Genomic DNA, 17,346 nt, shown 5'->3' with positions numbered 1-17,346 from the left:
TGGTCGGGCGCTCGCGGCCCCGCGCGCGGGCTCGTTCGGGGGGACGGCCACGCGGGGGAAGCGGTTCCACGGGCGTTCGGATTTCGCTACTGTGGGAACACACGTTCGAACGCCGGTCCGTTCTTCCCCCGGACGGGCGGTCCGGTGGTGTGCGTCGGGGCAGGGGTCGGCCGAGGTGGAGGGGGAGCGCGGTGGGGCGGTACTACGGGGCGGAGGTCACGGTCGTCGAGGACGGCGGGCGCCCGGCCAGGTTCACGTGGAACGGCCGGGTCTACGGGGTGCGCAGAATCCTCGACCACTGGGTGACCGTGCGCATGGACTGGAGCCCGGCCAGCACCTCCGAGGTACCCGAACGCCGCCACTGGCGGGTGGAGGCCGGGACCGCCCACGCCCAGGGGGTGTACGAGCTGCGCCACGACACGGCGACGGGGGAGTGGCTGCTGTCGAGGGTCTGGGGCTGAAACGGCCGCTGCCCGGTCTGGTGCGTCGGCCCTGTCCCCACGGATGCGTGTCGGCGGTGTCCGCCAGGTCGGCGCACCGCCGCCTCCAGCGGTGCGTCCACCCCGGCCAGCGACGAGAACACCGCTTTCCCGAGCTCCATCGAACCCGAACTGCGGGTCGTGGCTTGACACCTTGCACCCATCGGATGTCTATGGGTGTCAGCCAGCCGATCGCCGAGTGTCGGCGTTGGCGGTTGTGGAAGATCTCCAGGTACTCGACGATCGCGTCGCCGACATCCAGCCGAGTCCGCCACCTGCGCCGATCCCGATCAGTCTCCGTCGCTCCACCGCGGTCCCCCTCATGCCTGACCCAGGGGGCACCCTGTCCGGGTCAACGACCTCACACAGGGGACCCGTTGATCACGACTCGATACACGCCCCAGTGCCGGGGCCCTTTGCCCCGGTCCGGATGATCGAAGGCGATCCCGGCACGCACCAGAACCTCCACCAGACCCGAGAAGAATCCATCAGGCGGTGAACGTGACACCAACGGGTCTCATGTCGGCCCTGAAAAGAACAACCGCCCAAAACCCGTTCTGGATGAACTCCTCGGTGACACCCGCAGTGAAATGGAGCTCGAAGTCTCCTGACCGATAGACGAACAGGCAAGCGGGCGGCAGAATCTCGTCGAGAAAGCGAACCCTCTCCTCCTCCGTTTCCCCTCCCTCCAAACCCCAGTTCCAAAGAAACTCTATCCCGTCGCGAAGGATGCGGTCGAACGACCTGACAAGCGCGCGAGCATGAGGCAGCAGCGCGATGACCTTCTCCGGGCCCGCGCTATCGAAGCCCACGCATATCTCACCGCCGGTGACCGGGACCGCCGCTTCGTACGTATTCTCGCCTATATCGCTCCGACGGATCTCACCGAGGACCGGGTCGGTCTCCAGATGCGCTGGCATCGGCAGCTGCCAGTCCCGGTCGAGCGGTCGCTCGACCGGGAGGAGATGCGTTGCCAGAAAGGATTCTTCGAAATGTTGCTCGTATAGGGGGTTATATTCCCGATCGAGGATCTTCACCCCGCGCAGGGGCTGGTACAACCGGCCGATGAGCTTTATCCCCGGACTCCTGGCGAACTGGCTCGGCGTTCCGTGCGCGGATCGACCGTCGTCGCTGGTAACAGTGAAGCGTTCACCGTCGTCGGTGATGCGCTGAACCCGGAATGACTCGGGAATTCGCACACTCAGGTCGAACAACCCGCCATCGATCTCGCCGGTGAGGGCGAGCCTTCCCGTCTGCGTGCCGTCAGCCCCGGTCTTGACGATGAACACGCTACACAACTCGGGGGCGACGCAGGCGATGTCGAGCGGCCCGATGCGGCTCTTCAGTATCGCGTCGTCGCCCTGGAGCATAGACGTGAAAGTTCTCAAATCATCCATAGGTCGACCTCCGGCGGGCAGTCTAGTACTGCAGCTGTAGATCGTGATCTTGCTGGTGAGATAGGCCGAGGTGGGAGAACGACACAGAGGAGTGTTGTCACCGGTGCCCGCTGAGGTGCTTCAACCGTGCGAGCGGGAGAGTGTCGGTGGTATCGGCTTGGATGTCAACATGACGGTTCATGATGTTGCCCGCATGCTTCCTGACATCCCGGTCCTTCGGGACCTTTGCCGGTCGACGGCCATGATCGAGGCAGTGCTGTACCCAGACGGTGAGCGGTACCACTCGTTCAGTGCGACGTGGTCGCAGACGGAGGAGATCGCCTCGATGCGCAACGGATCCGGTGACGAGTTCGACATCGTCTTCTCCGAGTCGGGTGTGTACATCCGAGGCTTCGACCACGAGTCACCGATGAGCCCCTACGTCAACGACGGGCCCTGGCCCGGGGTGGTGGATTCGGTTCCCGAAGTCTTCCGGGGTCATGTTATGGAGCCGGCCTTCATGCATGACGGCGATCCCTGCGTGACCGTTTGCATGTGGCGTGAGTCAGGGAGTGACCGATGGCGGGCGGGAGAGATCGACTTCCCCGAGGGGCACGAGGACCCTGACGGTGCCGACTGGTTGTTTCGGTTTCTGACCGGCTCGACGCCGGAAGCATTCCGGGAATGGGCCGAGGACTACTACGAGACTACGGTGGACATCGACGCGGTGCGCCAGGTATATGGCTTTCATCCACTCAGCCAGCAGACCGTTCGCGCTCTGAACAGCACCGTGTCCATGACAGCTGTCGCAGATATGGCTGCTGGGATCGGCTATCCGACGGACAAGGACCTGGTCGCCTGATGCGAGTCGAGCAGGACACCAGCGGCCGCATGGTCTCCGACCGTGACCAGCGACATGCCTCCTCGGCGGCAAACAGCCTGCTTCGGTCTGTCTCTTCGCCCGCTCATCCGGGCCAGTGTGGGCTCGGGTGCGGCCGCCGTTGATCATCGTGACTTGTGTGGAGTAACGATGAGACGGTGGCCGCGGGCCACGGCATAGATCCCGCCCGTTGGTGGGAGGCGTTCGAGGGGGCCATGGGCCGGATCGCGGGCCGCTTCGCCCGGGTCGAACCCCGCTTGCGGGCCGGGCGGTTGGTCTTGGGTCTGCTGTCGGACCTGCCTCGCAAGAATTGCTGGACGATCGCGGAGTGGACCGGGGAGACCAGCCCGCACGGCATGCGGCATTTGGTGTGCCGAGCCGTCTGGAATGCCGATGCCGTCCGTGATGACGTGCGCGAATACGTCGTCGAGCACCTCCATGACGAGGCCGCGGTGCTGATCGTCGACGAGAGCTCTCGGCCGGACACGGCGCGAAGGGGCGCCGCTTCTACGACTGGGCGGTCATCGACCTGGCCGACCTCGGCCAGGGCCACCACCAGCTGCTGATCCGACGCAACCGCGCCACCGGCGAACTCGCCTACTACCGCTGCTTCTCACCCCGGCCGGTGCCGCTGACCGAGCTGGTGCGGGTCGCCGGAACCAGATGGCGGGTGGAGGAAACCTTCCAGAGCGAGAAGGGGCTGGCCGGGCTGGATGAACACCAGGTCCGCCGCTACCCCTCCTGGACCCGCTGGGTCACCCTCGCCATGCTCGCCCATGCCTTCCTCGCCGTCATCCGTGCCGACGAACACACCCACCGTCCCGGACCTGCCGACCTGGTCCCGCTGTCCTGCAACGAGATCCAGCGCCTGTTCATCACGCTCGTCGTCCAGCCGGTCCACGACGCAGCCCACCGGCTCGGCTGGTCCGACTGGCGACGCCGCCGCCAAGCCCGGTCCCGCACCAGCCATTACCAGCGACAGGCCGCGTCCAAGACATGAAGATCACGATCTACGGCTGTAGTACTAGTACTCCAGTCGTCGATCGTGATCTCGCTGGTGAGGTGAAACGAGGCGGGCGGATGCCCCACCGGTCGGGAGTGTTGCCACTGTGTCCGCGGGCGTGCTCCAACCACACGTGGGAGCGTGTCGGCGGTGTCCGCCAGGTCGGTGCACCGCCGCCTCCAGCGGTGCGTCCACCCCGGCCAGCGGGGTCGAGACCGCACGGTGGCCGTTCGGCTACAGCCACCTACCGGAATGACCCGCAAGGAGGCGGCCGCGCGAAAGTCACACCACGTCAAGGGACGTGACCCGCGGTGGCGTCGCCCGCCCGGTCAGCGGCCCACGTCGGCGGGCAGGAGGCTGTAGACCGCCAGGTCGGCCCGGCCCGCGTGCAACGGCATCGCGCTGCGTTCGACGCCCTCCAGGGTGAACCCGGCGCGCAGGGCCACCTCGCGCGACCCGGTGTTGTCCGTGGCGGCCTTGATCTCCACGCGCTGGAAGCCCTGGTCGATCGCCCACCGCGAGACCGCGACGGCGGCCTCGGTCGCCAGCCCCCGGCCCCGGGCCCAAGGCGCCACCCAGTACCCGATCTCGGTGTTCATCGCGGGCCACAGGGTGCGCAGCAGCCCGATACACCCCACGAGACGGCCGCTCTCCCGCTCCACCATCGCCCACTGCTGCCCGTCGCCGCTGGTGCGCAGGAGCGTCGTGGTCTCCCGGCACCAGCGTTCGGCGGCCTCGCGGGTGTAGGGCGTGCCGGGGGAGGGGATGGGCACCCATCGCTGGAGTTCGGGGTCGGTGCAGGCGGCGTACACGTCGTCGATGTCGCCTTCGACGAACGCGCGCAGCCTCAACCGTTCCGTCTGCAGGATCACGGTCGGCAGGATCCATCGGGCGGGGTCGCGCGGCGGGGTGTCGGGCATGGGTGTGGCGGGTCCTCGGTCGTGGGGTGGTGCGCACACCCTACGCGCCGTGGAACGGTCGTCGCGTATCCGAATGATCTACGACGTACAGGTGCTGAACGTACGCACTTCCGCACACACGGTTCTTCCATGGCATCCCATCACACTGACACCCCGCCGCGCACGGTCCTCAGGCCCAGCCGCGGATGACCTGCTGGCGGATCTCGGTGTCGAACACCTCCGAGAACGCGTTCCCCGGGCATTCGGTGTCCAGCCAGTCGCGGTGGCGCGAGATCGTCTGCGCCGGGGTCTTCGCGCCGGTGCCCGGATGGACGTACTCGATCTCCGCCGCCGGGTCCACGCCGGTCACCGCGCACAGCAGGCGAAGGACGTCGACCAGGGAGTCCCGCGCCGCCTGGGTGGGCAGTTCGTCGGTGAAGTCACCGAGCAGGCACACACCGATGTTGCCGTGGTTGAACGTGTACGCGTGCCCGGCCGTCACCGATGCGGCCCGGCCCGGCCTCGGCCACTCGGAGAAGATCGGCACCCCGTCCTCACCCGAGTGGCGGCCCTCGTAGATCACGCCGTCGGGGTCGATGAGCACGTGGTAGCCGATGTCCCCCCACGCCAACTGGACGGCGTGCAGGTGGTAGACCGCCCGCACGTCGGCCGCGTGGTCGCCGCTGGTCGCCAGGGCGGTGTGGTGCACGGTGAGCGCCTGCACGGGGTGGAACTCCGCGGTCCAGAGGTCGTTGCCCTCGTCGTCGAAGCGGTACGACTCGTCCGCGCCCCAGCCCGCGCGGGTCACGAACCGCACGGACGAGCGTCGTCCGTACGAGCGTCCGGGCGAGCCGCTCGGGGTCTGGTGGCCGTCGTCCGGAGCCGACAGGGACGTGCGGGCGGGGCCGTCGAACCGCAGCGTCTCCCCGTCGTTCAGGTTCAGGGCCGACGCCTGGGCGCCGCCGCGCACCTCGTAGCCCGTGGCCCCCTCGGGGGCGCGAACGGCGGCGGAGGAGACGGGATCCCGGTCGTCCCGGCCCGAGGTGTGCAGGTGCACCGGCTCCCAGTCGCCGAGCACTCCGGCGGTCTCGAACCGGATGGCGGGTTCGGGGGCGGCCGTCACCGGCCGGGTCACCGTCACGACGTCGAAACGGGTGTCCGGGCGGACCAGGCCGACGGTGTCGGCGGCGGGCTCGGCCATGACACGGGGGATCTCCAGGGCCGTGTCGGCCAGGGCGGGACCGCGTGCGGGCAGGGTGGTGCCGAGCGCGGTCAGGCCCGCGAGGGCGGTGGAACCGGTGAGAAATGAGCGGCGTCGCATACTTCGTCTTTCGCAGCGGACGATGGTGGTCAGACCCTGCCGCGGACGGGGACGGGCGCCTGGGGGTGGGCCGCCCGACGCCGGTCCGGGATCGGGCCCTTCCCGGGGGCGAGGGGAGGCGCGGACATCCTGCCACAAGCCCGTATGCGTCGGAGTTTCGGCGCGCCGTGATGCGTTCTTGGGGAGAACCGGATCTCGGATGCTTGTGGGTCTTCGTAGTGCTTGTGGGGTGTTTGGGTAGCGTGGCGTCGTCGGGACGAGGGGGAAGCACGTGCGGGATGGCCACGACCTACGGCACCACGGCGACGCCGAGGTCGGCGCGGGACTGCTCGACTTCGCCGTCAACGTGCGCGCGGCGGCGCCGCCGGAGTGGCTCGCGCGGAGGTTGACCGCATCGCTCGCGACCCTGGGGTCCTATCCCGATCCCGCGGCCGCGCGGGCGGCTGTGGCCCGCCGCCACGGGCGAGACGTGGGTGAGGTCCTGGTGACCGCCGGGGCGGCGGAGGCGTTCGTCCTGATCGCCCGTGCCCTCCGGCCGCGTCGCGCGGTGGTGGTGCACCCGCAGTTCACCGAGCCCGAGGCGGCGCTGCGCGCGGCCGGGCACGCGGTGCGGCGGGTCCTGCTCCCGCCCGACTTCGTCCTCGACCCCGCGCTCGTGCCCGACGACGCCGACCTCGTCGTGCTGGGCAACCCCACCAACCCCACGTCCGTGCTGCATCCGGCCGGGGCCGTGGCCTCGCTCGCGCGTCCCGGGCGGGTCCTGGTCGTGGACGAGGCCTTCGCCGACTGCGTCCCGGGGGAGCCCGAGTCCCTGGCGTCCCGGGCGGACCTGCCCGGGCTGGTGGTCGTGCGCAGTCTGACCAAGACGTGGTCGCTGGCGGGGTTGCGCGCGGGGTACGTGTTGGCCGGTCCCCACCTCGTGCGGACGTTGTCGGCGGCCCAACCGCTGTGGTCGGTGTCCACCCCGGCGCTGGTGGCGACCGAGGCGTGCAGCTCGCCGGAGGCCGTCGCGGAGGCGGAGCGTTGGGCGGTGGAGCTCGCGGGGCACAGGGACGGTCTGGCGTCGTCGTTGCGCGGGCTGGGGCTGACGGTCGTGCCCTCGGCGCGGGCGTCGTTCCTGCTGGTCAGGTCGCCGGATGGGGAGGGGCTCAGACAGGGGTTGCGGGAGCGCGGCGTCGCCGTTCGGCGGGGGGACACGTTCCCGGGGCTGGGGCCGGAGTGGTTCCGGGTGGCGGTGCGCGGCCCCGACGCCAACCGTGCCCTGGAGCGGGCTCTGGCAGAGTTGATCGGGTGAGTCCTCGGAGGCGCCGGGGCGGTCGCGACGGGCGGGGACCCGCGTGAACGGTAGGAACGTCGCAGACTACGCTTACGGGTCTATGTCGGACCAGGCGGGCAACGGGTAGTCGACACACCTCTTCGGGGAGGGATCATGACCAACGGTGACCACGGGTCAGCCGGGCGCGGCGGCGCGCAGGGGTCGTCCCGGAAGCGGAGTGGGAAATCCGCCACGGGGGCGGGCGACGCCGGGGGACTCCTGGACGGGCTGCCCGAGAGCGGTCGGGGCGCCCAGCCCACCCAGCCTCGGCGCGGCGCCAATCCGTTCCGGCAGCCGCCCCGGTCATCGGTGGCGCCCGCGGACCCGACGCCCACGGAGCCGATCCCGACGACCGTCGGCCAGACCCCGCCCGCGCCGGTGCCTGGGCGGGAGAACGCGGCCTCGCGGAGGTCGGCGACGCCTGCCGCCGAGGCACCGGAGACGACCCCGGAGCCCGCGCCCGCCGACGCCACCGCGCACGAACAGGATGACGCGACGGCGGTCACCGTCCACGGCGTGGTGTCCGCTCACCGGGACGCCGGGAACGCCGCGACCGTGGAACCGGGCTCCACCGAAGCGGCCTCCGACACCGCCGGGGCGAGCTCGGCGGTGCCGGGCGATGCCGCTTCGGAATCGGACGGTCCCGCTCAGCGGGGGGCGGCACACGCCGACGCCATGACTGGCGAGCCCGTTGGCGGAGAACAGGGCACGACCGCCGAACAGTCCGGAGCCGCCGTACACACCTCAGCCGCCTCACCTGTCGCATCCACCACGCCTGGCGCGGATCGGGCGGAGGGCACCGCTGCCGAGCAGGCCCCAACTGCCACGCTGGCCCCACCCGTCCTACCGACCACCTCTGCCACACCCGGCATGGGGCCGGAGGACAGCTCAGTCGAGCAGGCACCAACGGGCGCATCGGCCGCGCCCATCGCGTCCGCTCCGTTCACCCCACCAAACACACCCGCCGCACCCGGCGCGGATCGGGCGGAGGGCACCGCCGCTGGGCAGGCCTCACCCGCCCCACCCACCGCATCGGCAACACCCCGTGCGGCCCAGGGGGAGCACACCGCCGCAGGGCAGGCCCCAACGACCCCGCAGGCCCCACCCGTCGCGCCCACCGCGTCCGCCTCTGCCACGACCCCGACCACGCCCCGCCGCGGACAGACCCCCGCCCCAGCGACGGCCGCCGCCGACGACCCCCGGCCCAACGTCATCCCGTTCCGCGCGGGCGACCGCGCACCGACCCAGCGCGGCGTCCGCCCCCACACGCCGACCGCGCCGACCACCGCCCCCACGGCCCCCACCGTCCCCGAACGCCATGCCCAGCCCACCCCACCCGGACCCGAGCAACCGCGTCCCACGATCACGGAAGCGGAGCAGAGCAACACCGTGCGATCACAGCAAGCCGCCGAGCCCCACGGGGAGCCCGCGCCCACCGGTCCGAGCCCCCAGGCCGCCCCGGTCGGCGCCGCCTCCGAGCCACCAGCCGCCCACTCCTACGGCGGCCCCGAACGCGACGCCGTCTACCGGGCCATCAGCGAACGCCGCGACGTCATCGACGGTTTCCACCCCGCGCCCGTCCCCGACGACGTGCTCACCCGTGTGCTCGAGGCCGCCCACCAGGCCCCCAGCGTCGGTGACGCCCGCCCCTGGGACTTCCTCCTCATCGACGACCCCGGCCTCCGCGCCCGCGTGCGCGACCTGGCCGCGGCCGAGCGCGAGGACCACGCGCGCGCCCTGCCCGGCACCCGCGCGCTGTCCGGCCTCAAGGTCGAGGCGATCGTCGACGCCCCGCTCAACATCGCCGTCACCGTCGACCCCGCGCGCGGCGGCCGACACGCCCTGGGCCGCCACGCCCGGCCGCTGAGCTCGGGCTACTCTCCCGCGCTGGCCGTCGAGAACCTCTGGCTGGCCGCGCGGGCCGAGGGGCTCGGGGTCGGCTGGGTCAGCCACCTCGACGAACGCGACCTCGCCCGCGTCCTCGACCTCCCCTCCCACCTGGAGGTGGTCGCCTACCTCTGCGTCGGCTACGTCGAGGAGTTCCCCGCCGACCCGGCCGGTACGGCTGGCGGACGCCCCCTGTCCTGGGCGGTGCACCGTGACCGCTACGGCCGCCGCGGTCTGCCCGGCCAGGAGCCCACGAGCCTGCTGGAGGAGACCATCGCCGCCATCGGAGCGCTGAACACCCGCGCGGTGGAGGAGGCCAGAGCCCGGCAGGACCGCATGACCAAGCCGAAGGGTTCCCTCGGGGTCCTGGAGGACGTGTCGGTCCGCCTCGCCGGGCTGGCCGGGGTGTGCCCGCCGCCGATCCCCGAACCGGTCGCGGTCGCGGTGTTCGCGGGCGACCACGGGGTCCACGCCCAGGGGGTGACCCCCTGGCCGCAGGAGGTCACGGCCCAGATGGTGCACAACTTCCTCGCCGGGGGCGCCGTGGTCAACGCCTTCGCCGCACAGGTCGGCGCCGAGGTCACCGTCGTGGACGTGGGTGTGGCCGGGGACCTGCCCCGGGCGGCCGGACTGCTGCCGCGCAAGGTCGCGCGCGGCACCGCCGACCTCACCCGGGGTCCGGCGATGACCCGCGAACAGGCCCTCCAGGCCCTGGAGGGCGGGATCGAGGTCGCCCGCGACCTGGTCTCGGCGGGCAACCGCTGCCTGGTCACCGGCGACATGGGCATCGCCAACACGACCCCGGCCGCCGCCTTGGTGTGCGCCTTCACCGGGGCCGCTCCCGAGGCCGCCACCGGACGGGGGACGGGCGTGGACGACGCCACCTTCGAGCACAAGGTCGACGTGGTGCGGCGCGCCCTGGCGGCCAACCCGGTGGACCCCGCCGACCCGATCGGCGCCCTCGCCGGGCTGGGCGGTCTGGAGCACGCCGCCCTGGCCGGCTTCGTCCTGGGGGGCGCGGCCCTGGGCGTTCCGGTCCTGCTCGACGGGGTCATCGCCGGGTCCGCGGCCCTCGCGGCGGCGGCGATCTCGCCCGAGTCGGTCCAGGCGTGCTTCGCCGGGCACCGCTCCAGCGAGCCAGGGCACACCCTGGCCCTGGAGCACCTGGGACTGCGTCCGCTGGTGGATCTGGAGATGCGGCTCGGGGAGGGGTCGGGCGCCCTGCTGGCCCTGCCGATCCTCCAGGCGTCGGCGCGCGCCCTGCGGGACGTCGCCACCTTCGATGACGCGGGTGTGTCCACCGCCGACTGACCCTTCGGCCGCGCCCACCGGGCGCCGCCGCGCCCCCTGCTCCCGGCCGTGTCGCCGGGAGCGGGGTATGACCTCCTGGGAGGGGCCGCCCGCACCGCCCGCGACCGCACCGCCCGGTGCGGTCGGGCTCACATCGGGGGCGCACACCGGTTTACCCGGGTGTAATACCTCTTTGACAAGGTGAATCACACAATCGCCGAACATCGCCGGCGGCGCGATGGGCCACCATCCGCGCACCCCGCCGTCGTCGCCGGGGGCCGGTACGGACGACGGAAGGGGCGCGACCGTGACCTATCTGCTGGGTTTGCGCATGGGGGGCCGGGACGTCCTCGTGGTCGGAGGAGGGCGGGTCGCCGGGCGTCGGGTTCCGGTCCTGGTGGAGGCGGGAGCGCGGGTCACCCTGGTGGCGCCCGCCGTCTCGGCCGCTCTGGAGGACCTCGCCGCCGCCGGACGCATCACGTGGGAGCGGCGGCCCTTCGCCCCCGGCGACGTGTCGGGCTCCGAGGCCCCCGACTACTGGCTGGTCCACGCCGCCACCGACGACCCCGAGGTCAACGCGGCGGTCGCCGACGAGGCCGAGGCCGCCCGGGTCTGGTGCGTGCGTGCGGACGACCGGCACTCCTCCTCGGCCTGGACCCCCGCCACGGGGACGGCCGGCGGGATCACCGTCGGCGTGGTGGCCTCCGGTGATCCGCGCAGGGCGGCCGGTCTGCGCGACGCCATCACCGACGGGCTCGCCGACGGCACCCTGGACGCCCGGCGCGGTCGGGAGCGGTTCAGCGGTGTCGCGCTGGTCGGTGGAGGTCCCGGCGACCCCGGTCTGATCACGGTCCGCGGGCAGCAACTGCTCTCCCAGGCGGACGTGGTGGTGGTCGACCGGCTCGCGCCCACCTCGCTCCTGGACCGGCTTCCGGCCGACGTGGAGATCGTCGACGCCTCGAAGATCCCCTACGGGCGTTCGATGACCCAGGAGCGGATCAACGAGGTCCTGGTCGACCGTGCCCGTCAGGGCAAGTTCGTGGTCCGGCTCAAGGGGGGCGACTCCTTCCTCTTCGGCCGGGGCGGAGAGGAGGCGGCCGCCTGCGCGGCGGCCGGGGTGCCCGTCATCGCGGTCCCGGGAGTGACCAGCGCGTTGGCCGCGCCCGCCAGCGCGGGCATCCCCGCCACACACCGCGGGGTCGCCCAGGACGTGCACATCGTGTCCGCGCACGTGCCCCCGGGGGACGAGCGGTCCACCGTCGACTGGGCGGGGTTGGCCCGCGCGGGCGGGACGGTGGTCGTGCTCATGGGCGTCGAGCGGATCGAGGCGATCGCCGAGGCGCTCGTCGGTCACGGGCGTTCCGCCGACACCCCCGTCGCGGTGGTGCAGGAGGCCACCCTGCCGGGGCAGCGGACGGTCACGGGTACTCTGGCGGACATCGCCGCATCGGTCCGATCGGCCCGGGTGCGGCCCCCGGCGGTGGTGATCATTGGAGAAGTGGTCAAAACGGCGCGGGATCTTGACATACTGCACACGGGGACCCAGTTCGAGACGCGTCGACTGGCGACCGGGCGCGATCTCCAGTGAGACCCCCGCCAGCGGCGTTCGACATCCGCGCGGCGGGGGACCGTCAGCACCGATGAGGAGGGCATACCGATCATGACCCGGCCGTCGGCCGCACCGGACACCAGCGGTTCCGGTGCCTCGGACCGGTTCGGTACCGGACCGGCCGCCACCTCCGACCATCCCGCCCCGGGCCCAGGATCCGTACCCGTGGCCGACGCCCCGGCCCACGGAGGCTCGGGCGGACCCGCCGCTCCGGCCACCGCCGGACCCACTGCTCCCACCGCCTCCGGTCCGGCCAGGCACCGTGCCCCGGCACCGGAGGACGACCGCTTCGAGCGGGTCCTGGAGTCCTTGCGCACCCAGATCCGCGACCTGAGGTTCGTCGACGGGCTGCCCGCCGCCGAGGAGGGCCGGGTGCTCCGGAGCGACCTCCTGGCGCAGCTGTCCGACTACGTCCTTCCCCGGGTGCGGCGGCCCGACATCCCGCTGCTGATCGCCGTCGCCGGCTCCACGGGCGCGGGCAAGTCCACCCTGGTCAACAGTCTGGTCGGCGAGCAGGTCACCACGACCGGTGTGCGCCGGCCCACCACCAACAGCCCGGTCCTGGCGTGTCATCCGGACGACGTGGACTGGTTCAGCGAGTCCTCCTTCATCCCCGCGCTGCCGCGCGTGCGCCAGCAGGGGCTGGCCATGCCGGGTAAGGACGGCATGCTCGTGCTCGCCGCGAGCGAGGCCATGCCGCGCGGGGTGGCCCTGCTCGACACCCCGGACGTCGACTCCGCGGTGGCCGCCCACCACGAGTTCGCGGCCACGTTCCTCGACGCGGCCGACCTGTGGGTGTTCGTCACCACGAGCACCCGCTACGCCGACGCGCGGGTGTGGGAGTTCCTCCAGGTGGCGCGGGATCGCGACACCTCCCTGGCCGTGGTGCTCTCCCGGGTGCCGCGCAAGGGCCGCCGCCAGCTCCTCGACCACTTCGGGGCCATGCTGGAGGCCAACGGCCTGGGCGCGGCGGCGCGGTTCGCGATCCCCGAGACCGACCAGGTCAAGGGGGAGCGCTTCACCGCCAACGTCGCCGACCACATCCGCGCCTACCTCGCGGACGTCGCGGGCGAGGCGGAACAGCGCGACCGGGTCTCGCGGCGCACGTTCGTCGGGGTGATCGACAGCTTCCGCTCCCGGGTGCCCGAACTGGCGCGCCATGTGGAGACGCAGGTGGAGGTGGGGCGGGCGCTCAGCGGCGCCGTCGACGAGTCCTACGCCGGGGCGCGCCGCCACGTGGACGCCGGGCTCGCCGACGGTTCTCTGCTGAGCGGGTCCCTGCTCGCGCGCTGGCAGGAGGTGGCCGCCAGCGGCGAACTCGCCCGGAGCCTGCGGCTGCGCGGCAGGCGGGCCCGACGGAGCCGCGCGGAGTCCGAGGAACGGGGGCAGCGGGTCGCGGCGCTGGAGGAGGCGGTGCGCGACTCCCTGGCCGCGCTCGTGGTGTCGGCCGCCGAGCGCGCGGGTCACGAGATCGAGGGTCGCTGGCGGGAGGTTCCCGGCGGCGAGGAGCTGGCCGTGAAGGCGTCGGAACTGCCCGGGGGCGGCCTCCTGGCCCAGCGGGTCCGCAAGGAACTCGCCGAGTGGCAGGGAGAGATCGCGGAGATGACCGCGGCCAGCGGGGCGACCAAGCGGTCCGTGGCGCGGTTCGTCACCTTCGACCACGACATCGTCGCGCTCGTCCTCATCATGGACCTGCTCGGCTACGAACGTTCCCGTTCGGGCGGCGGCGCGCACGCGGCCGACGCCTCCGGCCCCTCCCCACAGCGCCTGCTCAAGGGGCTGTTCGGGGCCCAGTCCCTCCGTAGCATGGGCACGACGGCCCGCGACGACCTGCGCGAACGCGTCAGGGCGCTGCTCGACCAGGAGCGCGCGCCCTTCGACAGCACCCTGGCGTCGGCGGGGATCCCGTCCGAGGACAGTGCCGTCCAGCTGTATCAGGCCACGTACAACCTTGAGATTGCACGATGACGACTCAGTGGAACCCCACGCGGTCGACCGGGGAGACCGGTTCCGCCGAACCAGGGGACGAGGTCCGGCCGACCGGCGGGTCCGAGGACCGTAGCGACGACCCCGCCCAGCGCGGCGCGGCCGGTTCCGACGGGAGCGGCCCGTGGCGCGGGTACACCGTGCCGGTGCCCGAGCATTCCGACCACACGCCGAGCCATGGCGCCGGGACGGGCGTGGGGGAGGCCGCGCACGACGGTATCGCCGGTTATCCCGACGCGGTGCCCGCGGAGGAGGCGCCGGCGGCGCCCCGCAGGCCGGCTGGGCGGCACGCGCGCGTGTCCGGGATCCGGGAGGGCGACGGCGGCGTGCCCCAGGAACGGGGCGCGGACGCGCCCCGGGGGGACCGCGACACGGGCGCCGACCCCGAGAGCATCGCTGCCCGTGGCCGCCGAGACCACGGGGACCACGGTGACCACGACAGCCAGCCCGGCGTGGACGGAGCCCAGGATCTTCTGGCCCCCGCCGAACCCGACGACGCGCGTGAGGAGGCCGCCCCGTCGGGTCGCGGTGTCCGTGGGATGCGCGGCACCAGGGTCGAACGGGGTCGGCGTGGGGTGCGCGGCGTTCGTCGCGGCGTCGCCGAGACCCGCGCCTCCCGTGACGCCGATGACGCGGGCGACGACCCCGACGGCCTGGCCGGGTGGGTCGGCAGCCTCGCGGAGGCGGCCGAGGACGCCCAGATCGCCGGGCGCAACACCGGGGCCTTCCCCGCCGTGGCCTCGAACCCGCCGGAGTGGGTCCCCGCCCCTGGCCAGGACGGTGAGGCGACCGAGCAGGACCACGGCGCCGACGAGGAGGCCGCCGAGGCTCCGTCCGCCGCGTCGCCGGCCGGGGCGGCCCCGGCGGACGCTGAACGTGCCGCGGTCGACCGCGGAGATCCCGAACCGCAGGCGGCGGAGCAGGAGGACGGCGGGCCCCTGCCCCGGCGCGTGCCGGGTCCGTCCGCCGTCTCCGGCGCCTTCCGCGCGGTGGGAGCGGACGCCACCGCTCCGGAGTCCGGAGCCGAGCCGACCGCGAACGCCGCCGACGCCTCCGAGCGCCCGGAGTCCCAGGCGACCGACGCGGAGGACGACGACGAGTACCGACCGACCGTCCACGACCACTGGCAACCCACCACGACCGTCACGCGAGCCGAGCTCATCGAACGCCTCGACGCGCTGTCCACCCTGACCGAACTCGGCCAGGAGGACCTGCCGGAGGAGGTCGTCGCCCGCTCCGCGCAGTTGCTCGACCACGCGGGCGCGCGCCTGCGGCTGTCCGCCGAGCACACCGTGGTCGCCCTGGCGGGCGGCACCGGGAGCGGCAAGTCGTCGCTGTTCAACGCCCTGTGCGGACTGGAGCTGTCGCAGACCGGCGTCACCCGGCCCACCACGTCCAAGGCGCACGCCTGCGTGTGGGGACACGAGGGCGCCGACGCGCTCCTGAGCTGGCTGGGCGTGCCGACCCGCTACCGGCACTCGCGCACCGGCGTCCTGGACGCGGGCAACTCCGAACTGACCGGCCTGGTCCTGCTCGACCTGCCCGACCACGACTCCGTGCGCAGCATGCACACCGCCGAGGCCGACCGGCTCATCGGTTCGGTGGACCTGCTCGTGTGGGTCCTCGACCCGCAGAAGTACGCCGACGCCGCCGTCCACCACCGGTACCTGGCCCGTATGGCCGGGCACGGGGCGGTGACCGTCGCGGTCCTCAACCAGGTCGACCGCGTCGAACCGGACGAGCTGGAGGAGCTGCTCACCGACCTGCGGCGGTTGATGGAGACCGAGTCGGGCGTGCACCCCAGGGTGATCACCACCTCGACCGTCACCGGCCAGGGCATTCGTGATCTGCGCGCGTTCCTCGGCGAGGCGGTGCGTGAGCGCCGGGCGCTGGTCGACCGGCTGGTCGCGGACCTGGACCAGGTCGTGGTGGCCTTCGAGGAGTTCCACGGAGAGGGCGGGATCCCCGGGTCCGTCCCCGGGCCCGTGGCCGAGCGGGTCCGTGGCGGCCTGGCGAGCGCGGCCGGGGTCAGGGCCGTCGCCGACGTCACCGAGACCAACGACGCCAAGCGCGGCAAGCGTGAGGTCGGCTGGCCGGTGGCCCGACTGCTGGGGCGGGTGCGCAAGGATCCGCTCTCGGCGGTCCAGCTCGACTTCCTGCGCGACGACGGCGACGCGGGCGCGGGCGGTCCGGTGGACGCCCACGTGGCGGAGTTGGAGACGGTGCTGGGCGAGGCGGCCGACGGGGTCTCGGAGGGGATGCCCGCGCCGTGGCGGCGTCGCATGCGCGCGGCCGCGCTCAGCGGGGTCTCGGAGCTTCCGGCCGAGCTGGGGGAGGCGGTCTCGGGCGCGGTCGGTGCCTCCGAGCGGGCCGCGCCGTGGTGGAAGGTCGCGCGGTCGGCGCAGTACGCGCTGTTGGCCGCCGCCGGCCTGGGCCTGGCGTGGGCGCTCGTGGCGCTGGTGAGCTGGCTGGCCGGTGGCCTCACCGGGCTGGCGATGTTCGACGCCCCGGTGTTCGTCGCCTACTCCGGTGCCTTGGCGGTCGCGTCCCTCCTGGTCGGATGGCTGACCGGGGTGGGCTGCGGGAATCTGGTCGAGGTCGCCGCCGTGCAGCGGCGCGAGAGGGTGGAGCGGGCCGCCGGAGAGCGGGTCGCCGAGATCGCGCGCCAGCGGGTGGTCGAGCCGATGGAGGCCGAGTTGGACCGCTACCGGGCGTTCCGCGCCGCCTACGAGGTGGCGAGGGCGGCCTCGTGAGGCCGGTCGCGGTGTGAGCACACCGGCCCCGCTGGGGGCCGATCAGACGACCCGGGGGTGGGGGGGGGGGGGGGGGGCCCCCCCCCCCCCCCCCACCCCCGGGTCGTGTCGGGTCTCAGGTCCATTGCACGGTGCTGTACATGTGTCCTCCTCCGATCGGGCGGTGTCGACCTCGTGGGGCGGGATCCTGGTTCGGTCGGCACCTCGTGTCCGAAAACGGCCATCGAAGCCGGATCCTACGGTAGAACGTCTCGAAGCCCGGTTCCACCCCGCCTGACGAAGCCCGAGCCTCGAGTCAATCTAGTCTCTGCCTGCGCCGATCATACAATCAGCAATTAAGTTATTACCCAACGTAATGTAAAGTGTTGGGGGTGGCGCGCCGGGCCGTGCTGACGTATCCACCTGTGCGCGTGGCGCCCCGGGGTGGTCGCCGTGTGACGACGGCGCGGAACTCCGCGCGAAATCGGGTCGTCGAAGGGAGAACCGGAGGGGGTGGTTCACCTATCAGTAGCACGTGTAGGGGTCGGACTGCGGAGCGTGACGCAGGG

The 17,346-nt window shown here is 72.6% G+C and carries 10 protein-coding genes and 1 pseudogene; 8 read left to right on the top strand and 3 right to left on the bottom strand.

What is annotated here, in order from left to right; genetic code table 11:
* Window positions 1-191 precede the first annotated feature (191 nt).
* Complete coding sequence (locus AB0I72_RS14535) at window positions 192-461, top strand: DUF6504 family protein (RefSeq protein ID WP_358567534.1); 270 nt, start codon at window positions 192-194, stop codon at window positions 459-461.
* Window positions 462-967: 506 nt separating this feature from the next.
* Here the strand turns inward: AB0I72_RS14535 and AB0I72_RS14530 are convergent.
* Window positions 968-1,849 (bottom strand): hypothetical protein, encoded by an 882-nt coding sequence (locus AB0I72_RS14530; RefSeq protein WP_358567531.1) that lies wholly within the window; start codon window positions 1,847-1,849, stop codon window positions 968-970.
* Between the two features lie 130 nt (window positions 1,850-1,979).
* Between AB0I72_RS14530 and AB0I72_RS14525 the strand changes: the two genes are divergently transcribed.
* Window positions 1,980-2,717 carry a hypothetical protein gene (locus AB0I72_RS14525; RefSeq protein WP_358567528.1) on the top strand — a complete coding sequence of 246 codons (738 nt, stop codon included), beginning with the start codon at window positions 1,980-1,982 and terminating at the stop codon, window positions 2,715-2,717.
* Window positions 2,718-2,950: 233 nt separating this feature from the next.
* Window positions 2,951-3,735 (top strand): annotated as a pseudogene (locus AB0I72_RS14520) (transposase).
* A gap of 332 nt (window positions 3,736-4,067) precedes the next feature.
* On the opposite strand, the gene AB0I72_RS14515 reads toward AB0I72_RS14520, so the two are convergent.
* The gene (locus tag AB0I72_RS14515) at window positions 4,068-4,658 is read right to left on the bottom strand and encodes a GNAT family N-acetyltransferase (protein WP_358567525.1); all 591 of its coding nucleotides are present in this window, start codon (window positions 4,656-4,658) and stop codon (window positions 4,068-4,070) included.
* A 169-nt stretch (window positions 4,659-4,827) separates the two neighbouring features.
* Window positions 4,828-5,958 carry an N-acetylmuramoyl-L-alanine amidase gene (locus AB0I72_RS14510; protein WP_358567522.1) on the bottom strand — a complete coding sequence of 377 codons (1,131 nt, stop codon included), beginning with the start codon at window positions 5,956-5,958 and terminating at the stop codon, window positions 4,828-4,830.
* 271 nt (window positions 5,959-6,229) lie between these two features.
* Between AB0I72_RS14510 and cobC the strand changes: the two genes are divergently transcribed.
* From cobC to AB0I72_RS14485, 5 genes are all read left to right on the top strand, one after another.
* Window positions 6,230-7,252 carry an Rv2231c family pyridoxal phosphate-dependent protein CobC gene (gene cobC / locus AB0I72_RS14505; protein ID WP_358567519.1) on the top strand — a complete coding sequence of 341 codons (1,023 nt, stop codon included), beginning with the start codon at window positions 6,230-6,232 and terminating at the stop codon, window positions 7,250-7,252.
* Between the two features lie 135 nt (window positions 7,253-7,387).
* Window positions 7,388-10,471 (top strand): nicotinate-nucleotide--dimethylbenzimidazole phosphoribosyltransferase, encoded by a 3,084-nt coding sequence (gene cobT, locus AB0I72_RS14500; protein WP_358567516.1) that lies wholly within the window; start codon window positions 7,388-7,390, stop codon window positions 10,469-10,471.
* A gap of 286 nt (window positions 10,472-10,757) precedes the next feature.
* Window positions 10,758-12,038: a uroporphyrinogen-III C-methyltransferase gene (gene cobA, locus AB0I72_RS14495; protein ID WP_358567513.1), complete on the top strand. Its 1,281-nt coding sequence runs from the start codon at window positions 10,758-10,760 to the stop codon at window positions 12,036-12,038.
* 72 nt (window positions 12,039-12,110) lie between these two features.
* Window positions 12,111-14,027: a dynamin family protein gene (locus AB0I72_RS14490; RefSeq protein WP_358567510.1), complete on the top strand. Its 1,917-nt coding sequence runs from the start codon at window positions 12,111-12,113 to the stop codon at window positions 14,025-14,027.
* A complete protein-coding gene (locus AB0I72_RS14485) occupies window positions 14,024-16,798 on the top strand; it encodes a GTPase (protein ID WP_358567507.1) in 2,775 nt (924 codons plus the stop codon). The genes AB0I72_RS14490 and AB0I72_RS14485 overlap by 4 nt, the downstream gene beginning before the upstream one ends.
* The last annotated feature ends 548 nt before the right edge of the window (window positions 16,799-17,346 follow it).

The organism is Nocardiopsis sp. NPDC049922 (genome assembly GCF_040660275.1).
GTDB lineage: Bacteria > Actinomycetota > Actinomycetes > Streptosporangiales > Streptosporangiaceae > Nocardiopsis.
Note: the sequence above shows the minus strand (reverse complement) of the source record. Positions and strands in the feature narration are given on the sequence as shown.